At 49.0% G+C, this 19,012-nt stretch carries 16 protein-coding genes; 4 read left to right on the top strand and 12 right to left on the bottom strand.

Annotated features, from left to right (window positions below; genetic code table 11):
• The coding region (locus tag WC184_11565) for a type II secretion system protein (protein MFA7478502.1) at positions 1-297 on the bottom strand (297 nt) is incomplete at its 3' end.
• 283 nt (positions 298-580) lie between these two features.
• Here WC184_11565 and WC184_11570 point away from each other — a divergent pair.
• Complete coding sequence (locus WC184_11570; GenBank protein ID MFA7478503.1) at positions 581-982, top strand: hypothetical protein; 402 nt, start codon at positions 581-583, stop codon at positions 980-982.
• A gap of 115 nt (positions 983-1,097) precedes the next feature.
• On the opposite strand, the gene WC184_11575 is transcribed toward WC184_11570, so the two are convergent.
• From WC184_11575 to WC184_11595, 5 genes are all read right to left on the bottom strand, one after another.
• Positions 1,098-1,403 (bottom strand): hypothetical protein, encoded by a 306-nt coding sequence (locus WC184_11575; GenBank protein ID MFA7478504.1) that lies wholly within the window; start codon positions 1,401-1,403, stop codon positions 1,098-1,100.
• Positions 1,404-1,598: 195 nt separating this feature from the next.
• Complete coding sequence (locus tag WC184_11580; protein MFA7478505.1) at positions 1,599-1,805, bottom strand: hypothetical protein; 207 nt, start codon at positions 1,803-1,805, stop codon at positions 1,599-1,601.
• Positions 1,784-1,945: a hypothetical protein gene (locus WC184_11585; GenBank protein MFA7478506.1), complete on the bottom strand. Its 162-nt coding sequence runs from the start codon at positions 1,943-1,945 to the stop codon at positions 1,784-1,786. The genes WC184_11580 and WC184_11585 overlap by 22 nt, the downstream gene beginning before the upstream one ends.
• Before the next feature lie 569 nt (positions 1,946-2,514).
• Positions 2,515-3,975 carry a hypothetical protein gene (locus WC184_11590; protein ID MFA7478507.1) on the bottom strand — a complete coding sequence of 487 codons (1,461 nt, stop codon included), beginning with the start codon at positions 3,973-3,975 and terminating at the stop codon, positions 2,515-2,517.
• Positions 3,976-4,441: 466 nt separating this feature from the next.
• Positions 4,442-5,917: a hypothetical protein gene (locus WC184_11595; GenBank protein ID MFA7478508.1), complete on the bottom strand. Its 1,476-nt coding sequence runs from the start codon at positions 5,915-5,917 to the stop codon at positions 4,442-4,444.
• 1,770 nt (positions 5,918-7,687) lie between these two features.
• Here WC184_11595 and WC184_11600 point away from each other — a divergent pair.
• Complete coding sequence (locus WC184_11600) at positions 7,688-8,014, top strand: hypothetical protein (GenBank protein ID MFA7478509.1); 327 nt, start codon at positions 7,688-7,690, stop codon at positions 8,012-8,014.
• Positions 8,011-8,580, top strand: a complete 570-nt coding sequence (locus WC184_11605) for a signal peptidase I (GenBank protein MFA7478510.1) — start codon at positions 8,011-8,013, stop codon at positions 8,578-8,580. Before WC184_11600 ends, WC184_11605 begins: the two co-directional genes overlap by 4 nt.
• A gap of 705 nt (positions 8,581-9,285) precedes the next feature.
• Here the strand turns inward: WC184_11605 and WC184_11610 are convergent.
• The 4 genes from WC184_11610 to WC184_11625 all read right to left on the bottom strand — a co-directional run bounded on the left by WC184_11610 (position 9,286) and on the right by WC184_11625 (position 15,325).
• Entirely contained in the window at positions 9,286-10,980 is a 1,695-nt protein-coding gene (locus WC184_11610; protein MFA7478511.1) for a hypothetical protein, read from the bottom strand.
• A 492-nt stretch (positions 10,981-11,472) separates the two neighbouring features.
• Positions 11,473-12,846, bottom strand: a complete 1,374-nt coding sequence (locus WC184_11615) for a hypothetical protein (GenBank protein ID MFA7478512.1) — start codon at positions 12,844-12,846, stop codon at positions 11,473-11,475.
• A gap of 332 nt (positions 12,847-13,178) precedes the next feature.
• The gene (locus WC184_11620) at positions 13,179-14,702 is read right to left on the bottom strand and encodes a hypothetical protein (GenBank protein MFA7478513.1); all 1,524 of its coding nucleotides are present in this window, start codon (positions 14,700-14,702) and stop codon (positions 13,179-13,181) included.
• A gap of 116 nt (positions 14,703-14,818) precedes the next feature.
• Positions 14,819-15,325, bottom strand: coding sequence for a hypothetical protein (locus WC184_11625; GenBank protein MFA7478514.1), 507 nt, complete (start codon positions 15,323-15,325; stop codon positions 14,819-14,821).
• A 251-nt stretch (positions 15,326-15,576) separates the two neighbouring features.
• Between WC184_11625 and WC184_11630 the strand changes: the two genes are divergently transcribed.
• Positions 15,577-16,044, top strand: coding sequence for a hypothetical protein (locus tag WC184_11630; GenBank protein ID MFA7478515.1), 468 nt, complete (start codon positions 15,577-15,579; stop codon positions 16,042-16,044).
• Between the two features lie 149 nt (positions 16,045-16,193).
• Here WC184_11630 and WC184_11635 read toward each other — a convergent pair whose 3' ends face one another.
• On the bottom strand, positions 16,194-17,180 hold the full coding sequence (locus tag WC184_11635; protein MFA7478516.1) for a hypothetical protein: 987 nt from the start codon (positions 17,178-17,180) through the stop codon (positions 16,194-16,196).
• A 385-nt stretch (positions 17,181-17,565) separates the two neighbouring features.
• Entirely contained in the window at positions 17,566-18,948 is a 1,383-nt protein-coding gene (locus tag WC184_11640) for a hypothetical protein (protein MFA7478517.1), read from the bottom strand.
• Between the last annotated feature and the right edge of the window lie 64 nt (positions 18,949-19,012).

A 19,012-nucleotide genomic window follows, 5' to 3' on the forward strand; every position in this document is an offset into this window, starting at 1 on the left:
ATCAGCCAGTGTTCCAAAGCTTGTAGCGCCGGGGGTGTCCTCAATAGCACCTAACACAGCATCCAACCCGGCCTGTGTGTCCCAACGATCCGCCCCCGACAGGGCCAGCAGTGCTTGTGCTTCACGACCTAACGATCGTAACGATGCAAGTTCGGTTTCGGTTTGGGCTTTGTTAAACACGGTTTGAAAACCAACAAACACCCCCAACACTAAAAGAGCACCAACCACAATGGTTAACACAACTTCTAACAAACTAAACCCGCTCTGAGCACGGCGACCACGATCAAAAACACACATACCCAGGAACAATCCCACCAGCACCTCATAAATACCAACAAGACCCTGCTACTACTATTCGGTTTCACCAACCAACCTGTCACCACACCTTTGGCGATATGGACCAACACCCAAACCAACCCGAAATACCAGCCAGCGACACACATAGCTCTACCAGCAGGTAACACACCACCACCAGGTTGTGATTGTTGCCACCTAAACCCGTCACCACCCTGAAAACCGCTGCCTGTTTGGTAACGATCAATAACGGCAAATAACCACCCCTACCAACAAGGAAACCGTTATGTCACTAACACGCACCCGCAAAACTCTGATTGCTGTAGCAACCGGCGCTACCCTATTCGGAATCACATTCGCGTCAGCAGCATCACTCGGAGGTGTAAACTCTAAAAGCCTTGGAGCAGGCGACACAATCGTGGCGTCCTGCGACACAGACGGCGTAAACATAGACTACAACCACAGCTACGACCCGACCAACGGCCAATACCAAGTAGAAAACGTTACTATCTCCGACATTTCCGAAAACTGTGAAAACCACACCCTTGAAGTAACCCTAGCCGACACCCAAGGCACAGCACTCGCCACCGGCACCACAACCATCACAACCACCAGCGAAACTGTCACCCTCACCACCACACCATCAGCAGAAGCAGTAACCAACGCCCACATCATCATCACAGGCTAACACCCCATAAAACAGGTTTAACCGGCCCACACAAATACACGCGGGCCGGCACCAATCAACACTCAACTATCACGTCCCCCGAAACACGTCCGAGACTCTTACACAACGAACCCCTTCACAACTCTTCAAAAAGTAAAGGACCTAGAACGCCAGAAAACCTTGGAAACAACTTCAAATACACAACTACACGATCAACATCACCACACTCAGACAACGTGTCACCATCAATAGCACACCAACCCGGCCGACGACCTAACTTGTCCCACCCCCTAGTAATCTCAGGTAACAACCCACGCATACGTGCGTAATGCTCCTCAGACAAATCCGATCGTTGTTGCAACACTAACACCACTCGAAACACCAGATGATCTACCGAGTAACCCAACACATTCTCTGCCAACACCCCAGCAGTAGGCGTCACCGCCTGTGGTTAGGCCACACGTGCGCCCTCCACCAGCACTGGTTTGTGCCCAAATCCCTGGGTCCAGTTTAGATTCTGGTTCGGTTGTAGTGGGAGCTGGATGTCCGGGTTGGACGATAGTGGCGTTGATACCTGGTATTTGCTTGTTTGTGACCGCTTCGGACGGAGAGGCTTCACCAATAGCCTCTAGTCCGGTTACGATGCTCCGTCGTCCAACAGTACTACCATGACCAGGGTTCTTGGGGAACGTGTGAAGGTGAGCTTGAACACTTCGCGCCACACGTCTCCCTCAATAACTGTTGTGTTACTGTCATCTGCAACAACCCCGATGGTCTGGGCTTGGGTGGGTGGCCAGTCTTCTAACGCCCCCAGCACTGCGTCTAACCCGGCTTGGTATCCCACGCATCTGCCCCCGATATAGCTAAGAGTGCTTGGGCTTCACGCACCACAGATTTTAGTGCTGCAAGCTCGTCATGTTCACGGGTTTTGTTAAACACATTTTGGAACGACACAAACGCTGGGAGGGCTAACCAGACTGTCACTATTAAACCCAACACGATTTCTATCAGTGTTTAACCCCTCCGACCACGTACAGAAGTAGTGGTGGGGTTATGGCCGGGTTTGGGGGTGGTTGGTGACATGGGGGTTTATTGTCCCCTGCTCCTGGTTTTAAAACCGGACGCCCGTTTTATAGCCCACCATGTTTTTTGTGGGTTTGTTTTCAAAGTTTAAAACGGTAACACCCATAGTTTCAGGTGCAAACAACTAGTAGTTACAAGACCCTGGTGACGTAGAAGAGTTGCATGACCGGTGTTCTAAAGAGGAACACGGTGGTGTATGTTCGGTTTGTGGTGTGTCTAACATTGTGGTTTTAACAGCTAGAGTCATGTAAAATGGTTGTACCAAACCCATCTTGGTAACACAGGTTTCAATGTTTGTACATTGCAGCCCACATTCCACGCTTACTTTTTTGCTGTCAAAGTTTTTCTGGATAGACCCTCTCAAAACCTGTTTCAAACCCTGCCCCCTAGCTGTGGTGTCACTGGTCAACACAAAACATGGCTGACCAAAAACAGGTCAGCCACGCTTGTTCAACTAGTATGCGCATATTTTATTGTAAGGACACTAGTTTTTTAGATGTCTCTACAAGTTTTCCAAAAGTTTGTTCCCAACCAGGTAACAGCTGAAACAACGTTTCCCATTCCATGATCGATTGAGGTGTTGTCCCATCCCCTAGTTTTGTTTCAAACCAGGCTGCCTGATCACAAGCTTTATCTTCTGATGCTAACTGGTCTATTGTGCTGTGCGACCAGTCAAGCCCAACAGGTAACAGATCTGGGTTGTTAAAGAAGACGGGGGCGGTTCTTCTAATAGGAACGTTACTTGCGATCACATTCTCAAACTGTTGTGGCCATACAACCGGACGGTCAGCACCACGCCCATGTGCTTGTGGTAACTTGTCCTCATATCCCCAATGAAGCGAGCAACGTTGTGAAAACATAGACTGGTCAACCCCTACAATGTCTTGTAACGCCACCACAGCTTTTCTAGGGAACCATTCCCTCAACGGAACCTTATACCGAAACCTGTTATGAAACACTAGTCGTAACGACTCAACAAACTGTTTGTTAGCCATCAGCTCCCGGTCCAACAAAATTTCTAGAAGAACTCTATGACGCAACGTTGGCGACAAATAGCCACCCCATATGTTATTAAAAGACCAGAACTCCCCAAAATTTTGGGTTAGTTCCGACCAGGTAACCGGTTCGGTTCGTAACAACTCACGCTGCTCATCGAAATGCTTACGTACCAGATGGAGTACCATCTGCGCCCGTACCGTTTCAAACATTGACGACGGTAACCACGGATTATGTAGCAAAGTAAACCAAACCTTACCAAACTGTTCAGGGCGCACCAGCGACGATACAATAATATTAGCAACAACCTGTTCCGAAACCGACAGCCCTGCTAATAAAGCCGCCAAATTAGGGTAGTACGGCATTTTCAACTGGTTTATAAGATGTGGGCGTCGAAACAAAACTGCTTCAATAGCTCGACGATACACACTTTCTCCCCCACCCAAATAAAACGAACCGAGGTTACATACCTGTAACAACTCGTCATCGCTAAACCCTGTGTCGTCCCACACCACCCATTTAACCATGTCAACCGGTTCAAGTTTACGAGCAGCCCGTGTTTTTAACTGTTTCGTATACCCATCCGCAGCATCAACAAAAACTGCTGCGTTTTCACTTGACAAGCTACCCATAACCGACAGATACAACTCGTCAGGTAAAAACCAGTTTAACAGCGCCGTTTGTAACACACTCACACGCCGTTCTTTCCGACCCAACAAAAACGTTACCAGCCCAGAATCACGACTGTTAGACAACAATAGTCGTGTAACCTCTGCCGATTTGAACCGTTCATAAAACGGTTCAACAACCCCAACAGTAACATTAGGGTTAGCAGCAACCTTTGCTACCACATCCTTGTTTTCCCCCAACACTCTCATAGCCACATCTAAAACATGTGGCGATGAAACACACCCCAAAAAAGAGGGTACAATCACCTAAACCCAACCTCCACCTAGACAACTCGTTTGTAACAACACACAACCACCACCAAAACATTTAAACCGATAGTGGCTGGTGTGTAACACTGTTCAACGCTAACCCCCCACAAACAAACACCCCAGCACGTTGTTCTTTTCGACCCAACAAACCCGACAACACCCGAAACATGGTCTTAGCCCCTGAACTTCCCCACTATGGTTAAACCTACCCTGGGGAGCCCACCAACCAGCCAACCAAGCCACCCTCTAACCCACCCGACCATCAACCCTCCAACCGACCATCCAAACGACTATCAGGGGCATGTGAAGCTCTTACGGGTAGCTGCTAGCTTTGCCCTGCAAAGGCGAATGTTTTTGGTGGGTTCTTCATAGAGCTATCTGTTGCTAATAGTAAGGGTTGGACCCAACACGAATGGCACCAACCCTTGTTTTGTTACAACATAAACAATTTGCGGTAACTGGTTTAGTTAGTTTTGTTAGTAATATTTACAAGCTCTTGAAATGTGTGTTCCCATTCAGGGAGCAACAAAAACAGTATCACCCAACGTTGTTTAGATTCCGGTGTTGACCCGTCTTTTAACTGATCGGTTAGCCAAACAGCTAAACTGTACGGTGAAACAGCACTGTTAACATCAATATCTTGTGGGGTTAGTTGCCCCACAAACCTCCCGTTCGTTAGCTCACTGCTACTAGTTTCCCAGGCGGTTAACGCTACTGGCGGATAGTACAGTAGAGGTTCAGATACAACCCCACCGTCTTGGTCGGGATGCCCCGTCAACAAAAACTTGGCGAGCGACCTACCCGACTTATTGGACAGGTCATCCCATGGCATATCATAAAGTTCTTGTAACACCGGCACTATTTCTGGTGGAACTGACTGCAGCGACCCGCGAAGCGACCCCCAACAGGTTTCTTGTTGAATAAACTTACGAAGCTCAACATGTTCCCACACCACCGGGTTGGACGCTATCTCCCCAAGTAAATACAACACTACCGACATTGGCAGACCGTCCATAAACCAACCTGAACGTAACTGTTGCAAATATGTAAGTACCTGTTCCGGGTCGTTACACTCAGCTAACGTTTTACCCCGCATCGGACGGTACCTAACTGTCGGACCTAACAACCTCACTGGAACATCGCCACGTTCCGCTAACGTTTCCCGCAACAACATGTACATGTCGTCATCTAAATCAGGGCGACGTAAAACACCCAACGCAACATCGAGCACGTCACGATCAGAGTTTAAAACCAAACCCACAATCCTAGAAACCCACACCCCGAGCTCCTCACTCGATAACGGAGCATGTACAACACAGTCCCACAACACCATGTTATCACCAGCGACAACAAGACTTCTAAGACCTGGATACAAACACAAAATTTGTTTCAAACAATCCTTAGACTCCACATCTAACGTTTTAGATGCAGCAACATCAACCAAAATATCCCAAACCTGTTCCTCCCCAACAAGAGCACAACCACCCTCAACAAGCCATCGCAACTGGGTTTGAGGATCCATCTCAGACACCCTATCTACCAACAAGCTAGCTGGATAGTTGCTAAACAACCCAACAAGACGATCCACACTGGTTTCCGGCCACCGTTCTACAACAAGTTCCGCCTGCGAAACCGGCAGTTTCCATGTCCTAACCATAGATTCCAACACAGGCACACGCTGCTCACCTTTACGAAGCAACACCTCAACAATGTTCGGATCTGACGAACCCGTCACCACCGATTTAGTAACAGTTTCAGGTTGAAACACATCCCAATATTTATCAACCGTAGCAGCAGACAAACACGGGTGACTAGCCACACCTTGCACAAGCAACCGATCTTGCGCACCAGAACCAAACTCTACATCTAACACCACATTTACCATCACATCTAACACGACGTCATGACAAATATACGGCACTAAACTACGAATCACCATCACACAACTCCTTTTATATAAAAACAACTCTGGAATACGGTCACCCAACCACCGTTACCCCCTACATCACAAACAACTGTGCTACACCCCCACCACAACACAAACCTTGCCCTTAACGTTTAAGAACACCCCTGTTTTTAACTGTCCCCAGAAAAACACATAACCCACACACAGGCCAGCACCACTTAACGCAGACCCCAACCCAGAAACCAGAATGGTTATCAGCAACGGTTCTGTAGCAACAACCACCCCTACAACCACACCGTCACCCATTAACCCTGACGATATGCAGCCCTCCCATAACTAGCAGGCAGGTATTGAACCGTCCTGTGTCCTACCTACAAACAAAGGTCTACCCCAACATCCCCAACTGGTGTCCCTGTTCCTACAACACCCAACACACAAAACGTCTTCAAAAAACAATCAGCACAACGTCTAGCACGACTTGTGGGCCCCACCACTCAGTACCCAACATCACCCCAACACCCAACTGGTGTCCCTGTTCCTACAACACACAACACACAAAACGTCTTCAAAAAACAATCAGCACAACGTCTAGCACGACTTGTGGGCCCCACCACTCAGTACCCAACATCACCCCCAACACCCAACTTGTGACCCGCCACCACATAACACAACCTAACAACACCAACCCCAGCGGTTTAGATTTCACCGAACACATCTAAACACACACACACTTATATATGTGTGAGAACAGTCCCACCGGCACCCCATAAATATCACCAAAACCCTACTACCACTATCAGGTTTCACAAACCAACACCACAGCAACAACGAGACAACAACTGGTTACCATCCCAACCCGCACACCCACAAAACGTTAGATGACCACAGTTACATGCACCCGCCACAGGCGCATACTTTATGAATGACAGGTAAGCGTCGGTGGCAGCACCTACCACGAAGATACCTAACAGGTTTACTGGTTTGATGCTCAAACACACATCCACAGAGAAACACTTCTCACAACAACCCCATCTAAGCGTGTGCTACACTGACCAACCAGTTTGCAACACACACCTTATCACTTGTGACGGGCTACACAACACGTTTCACCAGCAACCCAACACACACCTAAACTAGCTGGTAACAAAACCGTAACACGGTTGTGAATGTTGCCACCTAAACCCGTCACCACCCTGAAAACCGGTGCCCGTTTGGTAACGATCAACAACAACTAACCAGCATCGCCAACAAGGAAACCGAAAGCTTTTTAACACCCACACCTACTCCCGCTTTAGATAACACAATAACACCCCCTAAAGCCTTAAAGGACCACCCTTTGTTTGGTTTGTGATGTCTCACCAACACCCCACTTTACCTAAACCCCCAACCAGATCCGTGACAGCTGTACACACAGCACTAACAACACTTGTTGCTGTTGTGTTTATCGGGCTAGCAACATTAACAACAGGTTCCGCAGCAACACTCACGATCCGAACCGCCACCCTAGACACATACACCCACCAACACGTACAACACCCCACACCCACCCCAATAGCTGTCACCACTTTTTCTGAAACACGTTGGGGGCTGCTAAACGGAGAGCCGTTACAAACAGGACAACGTTGGCGCACAGACCAAGGCACACTCACCGTAGACCTCTCAAAACAAGTGTCATCTACCAGACTCCTCCCAGGGATTTCACGAGCATCCATCGAAACAAACCAAACAAACATCGAAATAACAACCCACATGTTATTCCACCGAAGTTTACTACCCGGATACCAACCCCGCGACGCCGGAGTTATGCTCCACGCATCCCCCAACGCCAACAACTACCTAGCTGTAATACATTCCGATAACAACTCGGGACGGATACAACTCACCAAAACAATAAACGGAACACGAACCCTACTAGCCGACAAAACCGGTATCGGCCGCCCCAACACCACAACAATGAAAGTCGTGTCCTACAACCAAACCATCACCATCTGGATGGACAACACCCACATACTCACCCACCACCTCAACAACACCGACACCAACCTCTTCAAACCCAACACCCGCCACGGCATCATCACCGACAAAGACAACCTCACCTACTACACACACTTCACCGTGACCCAAATATGACCCCCACCCAACACCACCAACTACAACACCCCCACTGGAACCTCACACAACTATTAACATTCCTAACCACAATCACCATAACCGGAATCCTATGGTCCCTATGGCCCGCAACCCTAGGTGGTAACACCTCCTGGATCATCGTCGCAGGAAACTCCATGGAACCCACCTTCAACCACGGAGACCTACTCCTTGTACAAAAACAAAACCACTACCAACAAGGCGACATAATCACCTTCAAAATCCCCGCCGACCAAACCGGAGCAAACCTACAAATCGTCCACCGAATCACTGGCTACCACAACCCCAACCAAACCCAATACATAACCCAAGGCGACAACCGCGACTACAAAGACTACTGGCGCCCCACAAACACCGACATCACCGGCAAAACCAAACACGTCATACCCGCCGGAGGGAACCTAATCAGGGCCCTAACCAACCCGCTCTACATCTCCCTACTCGCAGGAATAACAGCATCCACAGCCATACTCCTCACCCCCACACAACACCCCACCAATGAACCCCACACAACACTACCGCTAAAACCCACAACACAACTGTCATAACCAGCCTGACGCAACCAACAACTGCTTATCGAACAGAGACCGTTACCGGTTGAAACACGTCCTCTAGAATGGTGACACAACCGCCATGGATCGTCCCACCGTGTGGTAAAGTGGTTACAACACACTCCCCACCACCCAATGACACAACCACCAACAAGACGTTAAAGGGTCTTGTGAAAATGGGTTCTGACATAGCAGGCCACACAACAGCTTCTGCCCACACTACGACACTATCACCAACACCCAACCCTGGTAATACCCACTGCCTAGGTATTACAGGTATCTGCCCCCGGATTTCAACGCTACTAGCGCAGCGTGTCCAGAGGTTTTAGTGAACACCTGTTGGAACGACACAAACGCTGCGAACACCAACCCAGGTACCGCCATTAGCACCAAAATGATTTCTACAAGCGTTAAACCCCTATACACATGAAACAGGGTCAGGGTTATGATTCGGGAGAGTTGGTGACCTGTAGGCTAACTGTTCTGCGCCCGTCAGGAATCCGGTGTATCTTCCTAATTATAAGACCGGTTTGCGGCGCATCAACATTTGTGATGATGACTTCTAACACTGTATAGACCAAATGCAACAAACCGTGCCTAGTACCATGTCCCACTTTTAAGTTAGGCTAACAAAAGCCATAAACACAGATAGGAACACTTCCAGAGATAACACTCTTGGATATCTCTACTAGCAACAGCGTTTTACGGCTCTACAACCAACACCGGTGTAAGCTGGTTGCCAGTGTTCCCGATCCCTAACTGACCCTGGTTGTTTCGGCCCCAGCAGTAGGCGTCACCGCCTGCGGTCACCCCACACGAGTGGTACTGGTCTGCGGTGATGGATGCAAACTTGTGGTTACCAGATGCTTTTACTGGTGTGGTTTGGTAGGTGGTGTTCCCGTTCCCTAACTGGCCATAACCGTTGTACCCCCAGCAGTAGGCGTCACCAGCTGTAGTTACCCCACACGAGTGGTTGTTGCCTGCAGCGATTGACACAAAACTGTGGTTACCTGCTACTTTTACTGGTGTGGTCTGGTCGGTGGTGGTCCCATTCCCTAACCGACCATCGTAATTGAACCCCCAGCAGTAGGCATCGCCAGTTGCGGTTAGCCCACATGAGTGATAAACTCTAGCACTGACAGATACCAAACTGTGGTTACCTGCTACTTTGCCAGGTGTGTTCTGGTCGGTGTAGTTCCCGTTCCCCAACTGACCACTAGTACCACCGCCCCAGCAGTAGGCGTCACCGCCTGCGGTCACCCCACACGTGTGAAAGTAGCCCGCAGTGATAGACACAAAACTGTGGTTACCTATCACTTTGCCAGGTGTGTTCTGGTCGGTGGTGTTCCCATTACCTAACCGACCATTAGCACCAGCACCCCAACAGTAGGCGTCACCATCTATGCTCACTGCACACGTGTGGTTGTTGCCTGCAGCGATTGACACAAAACTGTGGTTACCAGATGCTTTTACTGGTGTGGTTTGGTAGGTGGTGTTCCCGTTCCCTAACTGGCCATAACCGTTGTACCCCCAGCAGTAGGCGTCACCGTCTGTGGTTATCGCACACGAGTGACTGTCGCCAGCAGTGATAGATATAAAGCTTAGATCACCTGACACTTTTACTGGTGTGTTCTGTTGGGTGGTGTCCCCATTCCCCAATCGACCAGAACCACCACTACCCCAGCAGTAGGCGTCACCATCTGTAGTTACCCCACACGTATGCCCTAGTCCAGCGCTGATTTGTGCCCAAAACCCAGGTTCTGGTTCTGGTTCGGCTGTGGTTGTGGTGGTAGGTGGTTCCGGTTCAGTGGTTGTCGGCTGTTCTGGTTGGACAGTGGTGTTGTTGATCCCTGGTATTTGTTGGTTGGTTACAGCCTCGGAAGGAGAGCTTTCACCAACGGTATCCAGGTTCGAAACACAGCCGCCTTGTATGGTTCCACTGTGAGGTGGGGCTGTCACCACGCATGCCCCGTCGTCTAACGCCACAACCATCAATAAGGTGTTGGCGGATCGTGTGAAGGTGAGCTCGGCGACACTAGGCCAAACATCGGCTTCCGTAACCACTAAGTTACTGTCATCAGCGATTACCCCAACGCTCACCGCTTGGGCTGGTGGCCAATCTTCTAACGCGCCTAACACTGCATCGAGCCCAGCCTGTGTGTCCCACCGCTCTGCCCCCGATATGGCTAGCAAAGCTTGGGCTTCACGAGCCACAGATTTTAGTGCTACGAGTTCTGCTTGTTCACGGGTTTTGTTAAACACGTTTTGGAATGATACGAACGCTGCGAACACCAAAAGAGCACCCACCACCAAACCCAAAATGATTTCTACAAGAGTTAAACCCCTACGAACATAAACACGAACAGGGCTGGCGGGGGTCGGTGTGGTTGGTGACATAGGGGTTTATTGTCCCCCCCCCTTTTAAAATAACCAGGAGCCAACCTTATAACTAACATGTTTGTGTTACTGACAACACCACCAAACACATACGACCAATAGCGATCTACCACCCCCGAATTTCCCTATAGCCCCACACTGAACCCAGAAACAATCCCCACACCCCAACCTGCTACCCAACCTGTTTTTTGTGTGGAATCTCACACAAAACCGTCACAATAAACATGTAAAGCAACATTCCCTCTTCTAAACATGTTATGTGAGGTATTGACCCTATCGAACATCATAAGCACACACCGTTTTTAACTAACCCACCAACATTGGAACGGTGCTTTTGTTGTTGGTGAACGTGAAACGGTGACCAGCTAAACACCCACCCCAACCTGAAAGAAGAGGGCATGAATGTTTTACTGGTCACCGTAAAATATTAGCCAAACCCCACATAAGACGGGTCTGGTATTGGCGGCACTGTCAGCAACGATTCTGGGGTGTTTAGCGGGAGATGCGTTTAACGCTTTGTATGAGTTCCCCGTAGGTCCGTTCCCAACTAGGGAACAATCTAAACAGGTTTTCCCAATATGTTTCTGATGTAGGGTCGGTGCCGTCCCCAAGTTGTTGTATCAACCATCGACCCAGTTCCCAAGCCGGTACAACCGTAGCAGGGTCTATATGTAGGGACTCTGAACGTTGTTGTGGTTTATGATGGGTGAAATCAGTGACGTTCCCGTCGTGTTCAACCAGCGTTTCTGGTGTTTTTAAAGTAGGAACCAGTTTTATGTCTGACAAGTCTGGTTCGAGTGTGTGGTAGTCACCAAAGTTTGTTCTGGAACGAACCTGATACGGTAGCTGTTCATCGTGAGCTAACCCACTGATTTTGGTTAACACATCAGGTTCTATCCAACTGTATTTAGCTGGTAGCGCCGGATGACACCACAACGCAACAAACCGTCTGATATCTTGTGACGCCCACAACTTTTCGTTTCTAACGATTTGGGTCACAACCGTTGGAAACAGGTTACGAGGCGGGTTACGAAACAACTCGCAATGCAACAACACCAAATCCGGGTCTGTCACGTCACCTAATCCGACATCAACTAGAGGTCTATGAGCACCTAAAGGAGGTGTGCTATCAGACAAGTTTAAAAGTTGTTGTCGGGCCCAATCATACACCTCTGGTGGAGTGTCGCTCCGCCAAACCAACGACTGAGCACTAGCCACAACAATACCTGAATCCTGTACTGAACGTAAACGTTCCATAACAGCGCTAAGCAGTTCGGCTGAGGCAACAGCAGCGACACTAGGTAACAAGGTGCTATGTCCTTCTAACGCTATTTGTTCCACTATGGTAGGACGTGCCTCCAATACGGCTGTTACCGGCAACGACAACGGTCGTTGTAACACCCCTACTAGTTGGGTGTTGTCTAAGAAACGGTGACCGCCACGGACAAGCCAACGCACCAACTGTTTATCAGTTAAACGGTTCAGATGGTGTTGCACACCAACAAAATATTCTGGGTCTTCTAACAGAATATCCAAACTTTTTGGTGGTGCGTGTTTAACTAGCAGGGTTGCCAGATCGATGGGTAGTCGCCAACGGCCCATAACCGCATACAACACCGAACTACGACGATCTTCTAACTCCCCAACAACATGTGACACAATCGCCGGATCGTTCGTCACAGAAACCAAACGTTGTGTTACCTGCGCCGGTGCGAACAACCGCGGGAACAGTTTCACAGTGTCCACAGTTATCACACGGTTGTTTATGATGTGGTGTGTCGGTGCTGTAGAACCTAACACTTTTAACGCTACACGAACTACATGTTCTGACGGTACTGTTTCCAGTACCGCTTCTAAACGTGGCATAGGTACTACCCTCCCTTTTTTCGTTTGTGTCTGTAGCCTTGTTTCAGGCTAAACCGGCTGTAGTTTAACAGCAGGTTTCATCAACACTTATCAACGCCGAAACTTAAACCCCAACCTAAACCGGTTGAGCCCACCACCACCGCCACCGCCAAACCCTATACCATGTCGTCGTCTAGAACTGTGCCACCGCAGTGACCTCAACCTGTGTTGTTGGGTTGGTAACGTAAAATGTGGCTAACCTCTAAACAAAGCTGTCTAGGTGTTAGCCACACAAACCAACCAAACAAACGTGTTTGTTTGGTGTTTAATATCAACACGTTTGCTGCGGTGTTTCAGCTAGGGGTGTCAGCCCCCAATTTTTGGGCGGTTGCCACAAGCTCGTTTAACGTGCGGTCCCAGTTAGGGTACAACCTGAAAAACATTTCCCAAGCATTACCAGATTCAACAGTGTCAGCGTCACCTAATCTGTGATGTAACCAAACACCTATCTCTGACCCTAAAATCGGGGGCACTTTTTCAATGTAGCCTTCTATCGTAAGGTCACCGATCCGTTCCCGTAGAAACCTATCGTTACCTATTAACGTAACAACTTCTTTACGAGGTGTTCTCGGGTCGGTCCGATTCCTACGAACCACCGGTGTTGTTGTAGGTTCCAGCTCTACATAGTTTAACGCACCTAAGGTCCCCAACCGTAACCAGTGTTCCCACCGGTAACCCAACCCTACACCGTAATACCACGTTAAAGGATCAGGTGGTGTATCTAAGGCATCTAGAAAGTCGCTGTAAGGCTGATTTGATGCTACCAGCAACCGTAGCCTGTCAGTAACGTTTTTAGGGAACCAGCTAGCCCGACCCCCACCAACCACATCAAGGTTGGCTATCACCCATTTTGTTATCGAGTCGTAACTCAAGAACCGTTCGTTCTGAACCACATCTAAAATCAGATGTTTCCGTAACGTTTTATAAGATGGTACCGCCCACAAATATTTAGCGACCTGTTCCAGATCGGAACATTCCCTAAAACTTTCCCCCGCTACCCAGCGATGATTCTCATAGAGATGAAGCCATGATGCTTTTAAATCAAAACCAGACATCTTCCTAAACGTGTTTACAAACGCTAATAGCTCTAGCTGAGCATCTGGTGAAATCCACGGCTGTATCAACAACTGTTCAACCACACGCACATAGGTTAGAGGAGACCTGCTAACACAACCCATAATGTCAAACAAAACACGCTCATCAAGCGGACCAGCTGACAACACGCCCGCAACACCAGGCGGGATCTTACCCTCAAAATAGTCGACCAAATGGGGCCGATGAAACATCACAGCTTCTACCAGCTCAGCCCACGACTCGGTAGGTTGCTCGTCCAACACCAACTCTAAAAGCTCCTCATCGGACCTCCCAGAGATGTGCAACGCGAACCACTCAGACCGCAACGACCCATCCAACCTGGCCGCTGCCATATCTTTTAACCCCAACCGGTAACCATCCAAAGACCGCAACACACCAACCACATGTTCGTCAGGCATCCGACTAAGCACATCCAAATACAGATCGTCAGGTAAAAACCAGTTATTAACAGCTGCTTGCAACACTGTCACGCGAGACTCGCCCCGACCCAACAAAAACTCGGCCAAAGCACCATCCTCACTGTTTTCTAACAACAGTCTAGAAAGTTTCGCCGACCTAAACTGCGAATACATAGGTTCAACAACCTCCCGATTCGCAAACCGGTTACACGCCACAGCTTCAACAACACTAGCACCACCAACCCGTTGCAACGCTAACGCTAACACACGGCTAGATGGGATAAAACGAACAAGATCCCCAAACACTGGCACAGACGTTCTCATAACCACTCCTTTATACAAACCACAATCATTTATCTACACACCTACAACACAAACCCATGTCACAGATATGCCACACACACCTAAACGCCCCAACACCAAACCCAAAACACCACTACTCACCCCATATTAGGAATCAACCCATCCAACAGAGCCTTACGAGGCAACCAACTCCCAACCCGCTCCACACTCACACAACCCCCAACCACCCCACCAGCAACCGGCACCGAAACCCCACACCAACCCCGACCACCATTCTCACCAACCAACCACAACCGCTCACCAACCACCTCAAACCCAACCTCCCCAACCTCCGGCCACACATCCAACCCAACCACACGCCCACCAACCCCAACCAAACCACGCAACACCCCAACATCTAACCCATCCCACCCCGACACACCCGCCAACACCAAACCCATCTGCGCTTCCCGACCAACCACCCTCAACCGATCAACCGTCACACGATCCTCAACCCCACCAACCACCCCACCAGAACCAACACCACCAACACCACCAACCCCGCTGTCACCCAAATATGTGTTCGCAGCCACCAACCCAACAACACCCAACACCACCACAACTAACAACAACCCAACCAACAACAACCCACGAACCGGTCTCACACCACTATCCATAACAAACACCGTCCCACCAACACCACCCATAAACAACACGCTAACCACACAACAACAACAGCGACAGCCACACAGATGAAGAGCTGTCACCAAAACATGTAACCCACAAACTGTTACACCCCACTAAAACATGAGGACCCAACCCGGCACAGGGCCAACACTAAACACACCACAACCTGTGGAACCCAAACAACAACCCACACAATACCTAAACCCGAAAGAAAGCTAACACACCCACCATGCAAACCAACACCTACCTACCAGACCCCAACGCACCAGCCAACCTATGGCAACACCCCAACCAACAATGGTACGCAACCTGGAAACCCCCAACGACCAACACACGACTAGCAGCACCCATCAACACACAAGCCGCCTACGAAGCAATCACAGGAAAACGCGACTACCGAGACCTCTACACCAACAACACCACCGCCATCCTAAAACTTGAACCAGGCAACCCAACCCCAACACCAGCCACCAAAATCAACAAAACCCAACTACCAAAACCAGGCTGGCGAGCCGATTTCTCCGCCCCCGCCCCACACAAACACGGCACCTATACACACACCCACGCCTGGCCACACATCCCCCACACCCACCTGTTACGCCAAATCTGCACCAACCCGGCATGCACCGACCTACCAACCCACGACATACACCCAATACCCAAACCACTCATAACCACCACACCAACCAACCTGTAACAAAACAACGGTACACACCAACCAGTGATGTTACCCTCCTATAATCATGGTTGTGTATGTGGAAAACCGCAATAAACACGCACACTATAGTTAGATAACACCACCAACCCAATAACAGCTTTTGTTTAGTGTTGGTGGTGTTATGCTAGTTAGAGACGGGTAACAGCGTCTAAAAGGCTGTTAAAACTACGGTCCCAGTTAGGCAGCAATGTTACTAAGAGTTGCCAATGCCTCGATGACTTGGGAGTCGAGCTGTCCCCCAGGTTCTCCACCAGCCACGAACCAACCTCTTCCCATACAAGAAGAAGGTCAACGGTGTCCTTCGGGTGTAACATTCTGAAATCTAACAACTGGGTAACTGCGCCCGCTACAAGGTGAGAGTTTTTAGCGGGTTCTACACGACGGGTAGGTATATCCACATACGGCACCGGTTGGCCCTCTTTGCGAAACATCCCACCTTCCCATAACAACCCGTAGTATTGTTCTAAATAGTTTCTGTAACTAGCGACGCAACTAGCGACATCCCAAGCGTTGCTAGCATTTTGTGTGGTTTCCAACCAACCTGCCAGCGTGGCGCCTAACACTATACCAGCATCTATGAGAGTACAGGAACCTGCTTTGTGTGTCTCACAAGGACCGTCCCACATTTTAGGGGCATAGTCCTCATAGCGGCTTTGTAGTTGGGATTGCTCCAAACCCTTAACACGAGCCGGGATATCTGGACGTTCCCAAATCGTGGCTAACGTGTTACGCACAGCTCGATTGTCGAACCGTTTCGTGTTTTCAACAATATCGACAAGAAGCGTAACATCAGTAGTTACCGCAGCTATAACCTCACCTACAAAAACATTTCCTTGGGTGACTAACTGTGCCGGTAATGTAGGGTGAGCGGCCATCAGGTTTGCTAACGCGGCTCGTGTAGTTACATCTAACACCCCAACTTGTGAAGAGAGTTCTAGAACAACATTTTGAGCCACCGTGGGTTTGTGCAGCCCATACCAAAGAAGTTGTTGCTCTGGCGGCACAGCGGCGATAACTTTCTCAACCAGTTCTGGTGGATAAAACTCGAATGCTCTGAACCACAGGGGAAGACGTGTTGGAGAGGTTGTCAGCTTATAAAAAATCGTTTCGGACACATACCAATTTTTCAACACATGTGTTAAAGCCACCCACGGTGTGTGAGGATCTGTTACCAACCACTCAATGATTTCCGGGTCGTTGGTATGTTCAGCTAGTTGTATAGCCGGCTCTATAGATTTGAAACTGTTTGGGTATTCTTTGATAACGTCTAACGACAAACACGGATTTGTAGCCGCAGCAACAACCAGGTCGCTGTTGAACTCTGTTGCTAGAATAGTCCGTATAACTTGGTTGGGGACGACCTGTAACAGCCTTGCTGTAAGATGAGCCATGTCGGGTAGAGTTTCTCGTAAACGTGTTCTGGGTAACACAACTGTGTTTCCGAAAACAAAAACAGCCAGTCACTATACGATCTGTGAGCTGGCTGTTACGATTGTTTTGTTAAGGTGCGGTGATTCGTTGAGCAGCTTCTACCAGATCGTTTAACGAACGTTCCCATTCAGGTAGAAGACTGCAGAACACTTGCCACTGTGCTTGGGAAGCGGTGCTGCTCCCATCCCCTAAACGTTGTTCTGCAACAACAGCTGCGTCATAACTGATTGGGTTATCCTGACAAGTCTTGTTGTTAGGTTTGCGTGTAGGTACCAAAACGGGTTCCCTAACCAAAGCATCAACATCTTGTTTCGGTAGTTGCGATACCCATTTAGTAAAGTTTGGGTGACAGTCTAACGTTGGGTCATCAACCAGTTGTTGCAGAGGTGTGATAGTCGCTGTGGGTACTATCCGTGTGGAAATGTTGCCCCAAAACGCTGTCGGAGGGGACACTACCCACTGGCGGATATTATGGTTTTGCCACAAAACCGGGTTCGACGCTAAATCTAACACCCATTTTAGAAACAAATCGGTACGGATGTTGTTTGCCACACTCCCAAGGACGGTTAGAACCTCATCAGGGTTGGTGTTGGTACGTAACGACCCAACCTTAGGCATAGACGCTATATCTGATAGAACAGGGCTAGCTGTGCCTGGTTTTAGGTTACGCATCGCTTTTTCAAATGCTCGTAGAGATATGTCTGTGGGTACATCTGTCCGACCCCACATCAGACTCAGAACAGGTAACTGTTCTTTGTGGGTTCTGTCCGATTCTCCTGCACCATCAAATGATGCCCAACCAACTATTCTCTCTAAAACGTTACGTTTGTTAGCATGTAACGCTGCGGCCCACAGTAATGGGGGGCCTAGATAGCTTAACGCTTCCCAAATGATATCTTCCCGTAACGCTAACAGTTCGGAAACAAGCCAACGTGTTGATGCAGAATGAGGTTTCAAAAGCGCTGAAGTAGCCCGGATGATTCGACGGTCCGAAACGGGTAACCCGTTTAACAAATCCCAATAAATCCGATCCACATCACTTAGAGCCGCTGTGTGAGCAACACGGGTCTTTGTTTCGTTAGAGTAACCATCACCCCGAAGTAGTGTGAATAGCACTTTGTCAGACGACATGTTTGCTACACAAACCTCATAGAGCTCTTCTGGTAGATACCAGTGGTCTAACAGGGCTGGTATCGCTTGTTTATAGCCCTCAGTGTTTCGGGCAACGTGTTCGATAAGGTCACTGTCTTGGGTTGCAGCAACTATTTGTTCAACATGTTTGCTGCGATCTAACACCACGTTTTTGTGGAAAAACGGTAAAGACACTAAAGCGTTTTGGGCCACAGCTGCTGTTAAGAGTTCGTTTCGGGCATCTAAAGCGATCTGTAATACTGTTTCTGAGGTCACATAGGTTAGTAAGCCACATAGATGGCTATGAGGTGTAGTAACCATTCCTGGGCTCCTTTGTGTGAAGTGACTGTACCAGGTGTAGTGTTACACAACTTTTAAACCCGGT

It is taken from the genome of Acidimicrobiia bacterium, assembly GCA_041676705.1.
Taxonomy (GTDB): domain Bacteria; phylum Actinomycetota; class Acidimicrobiia; order Acidimicrobiales; family SKKL01; genus Actinomarinicola.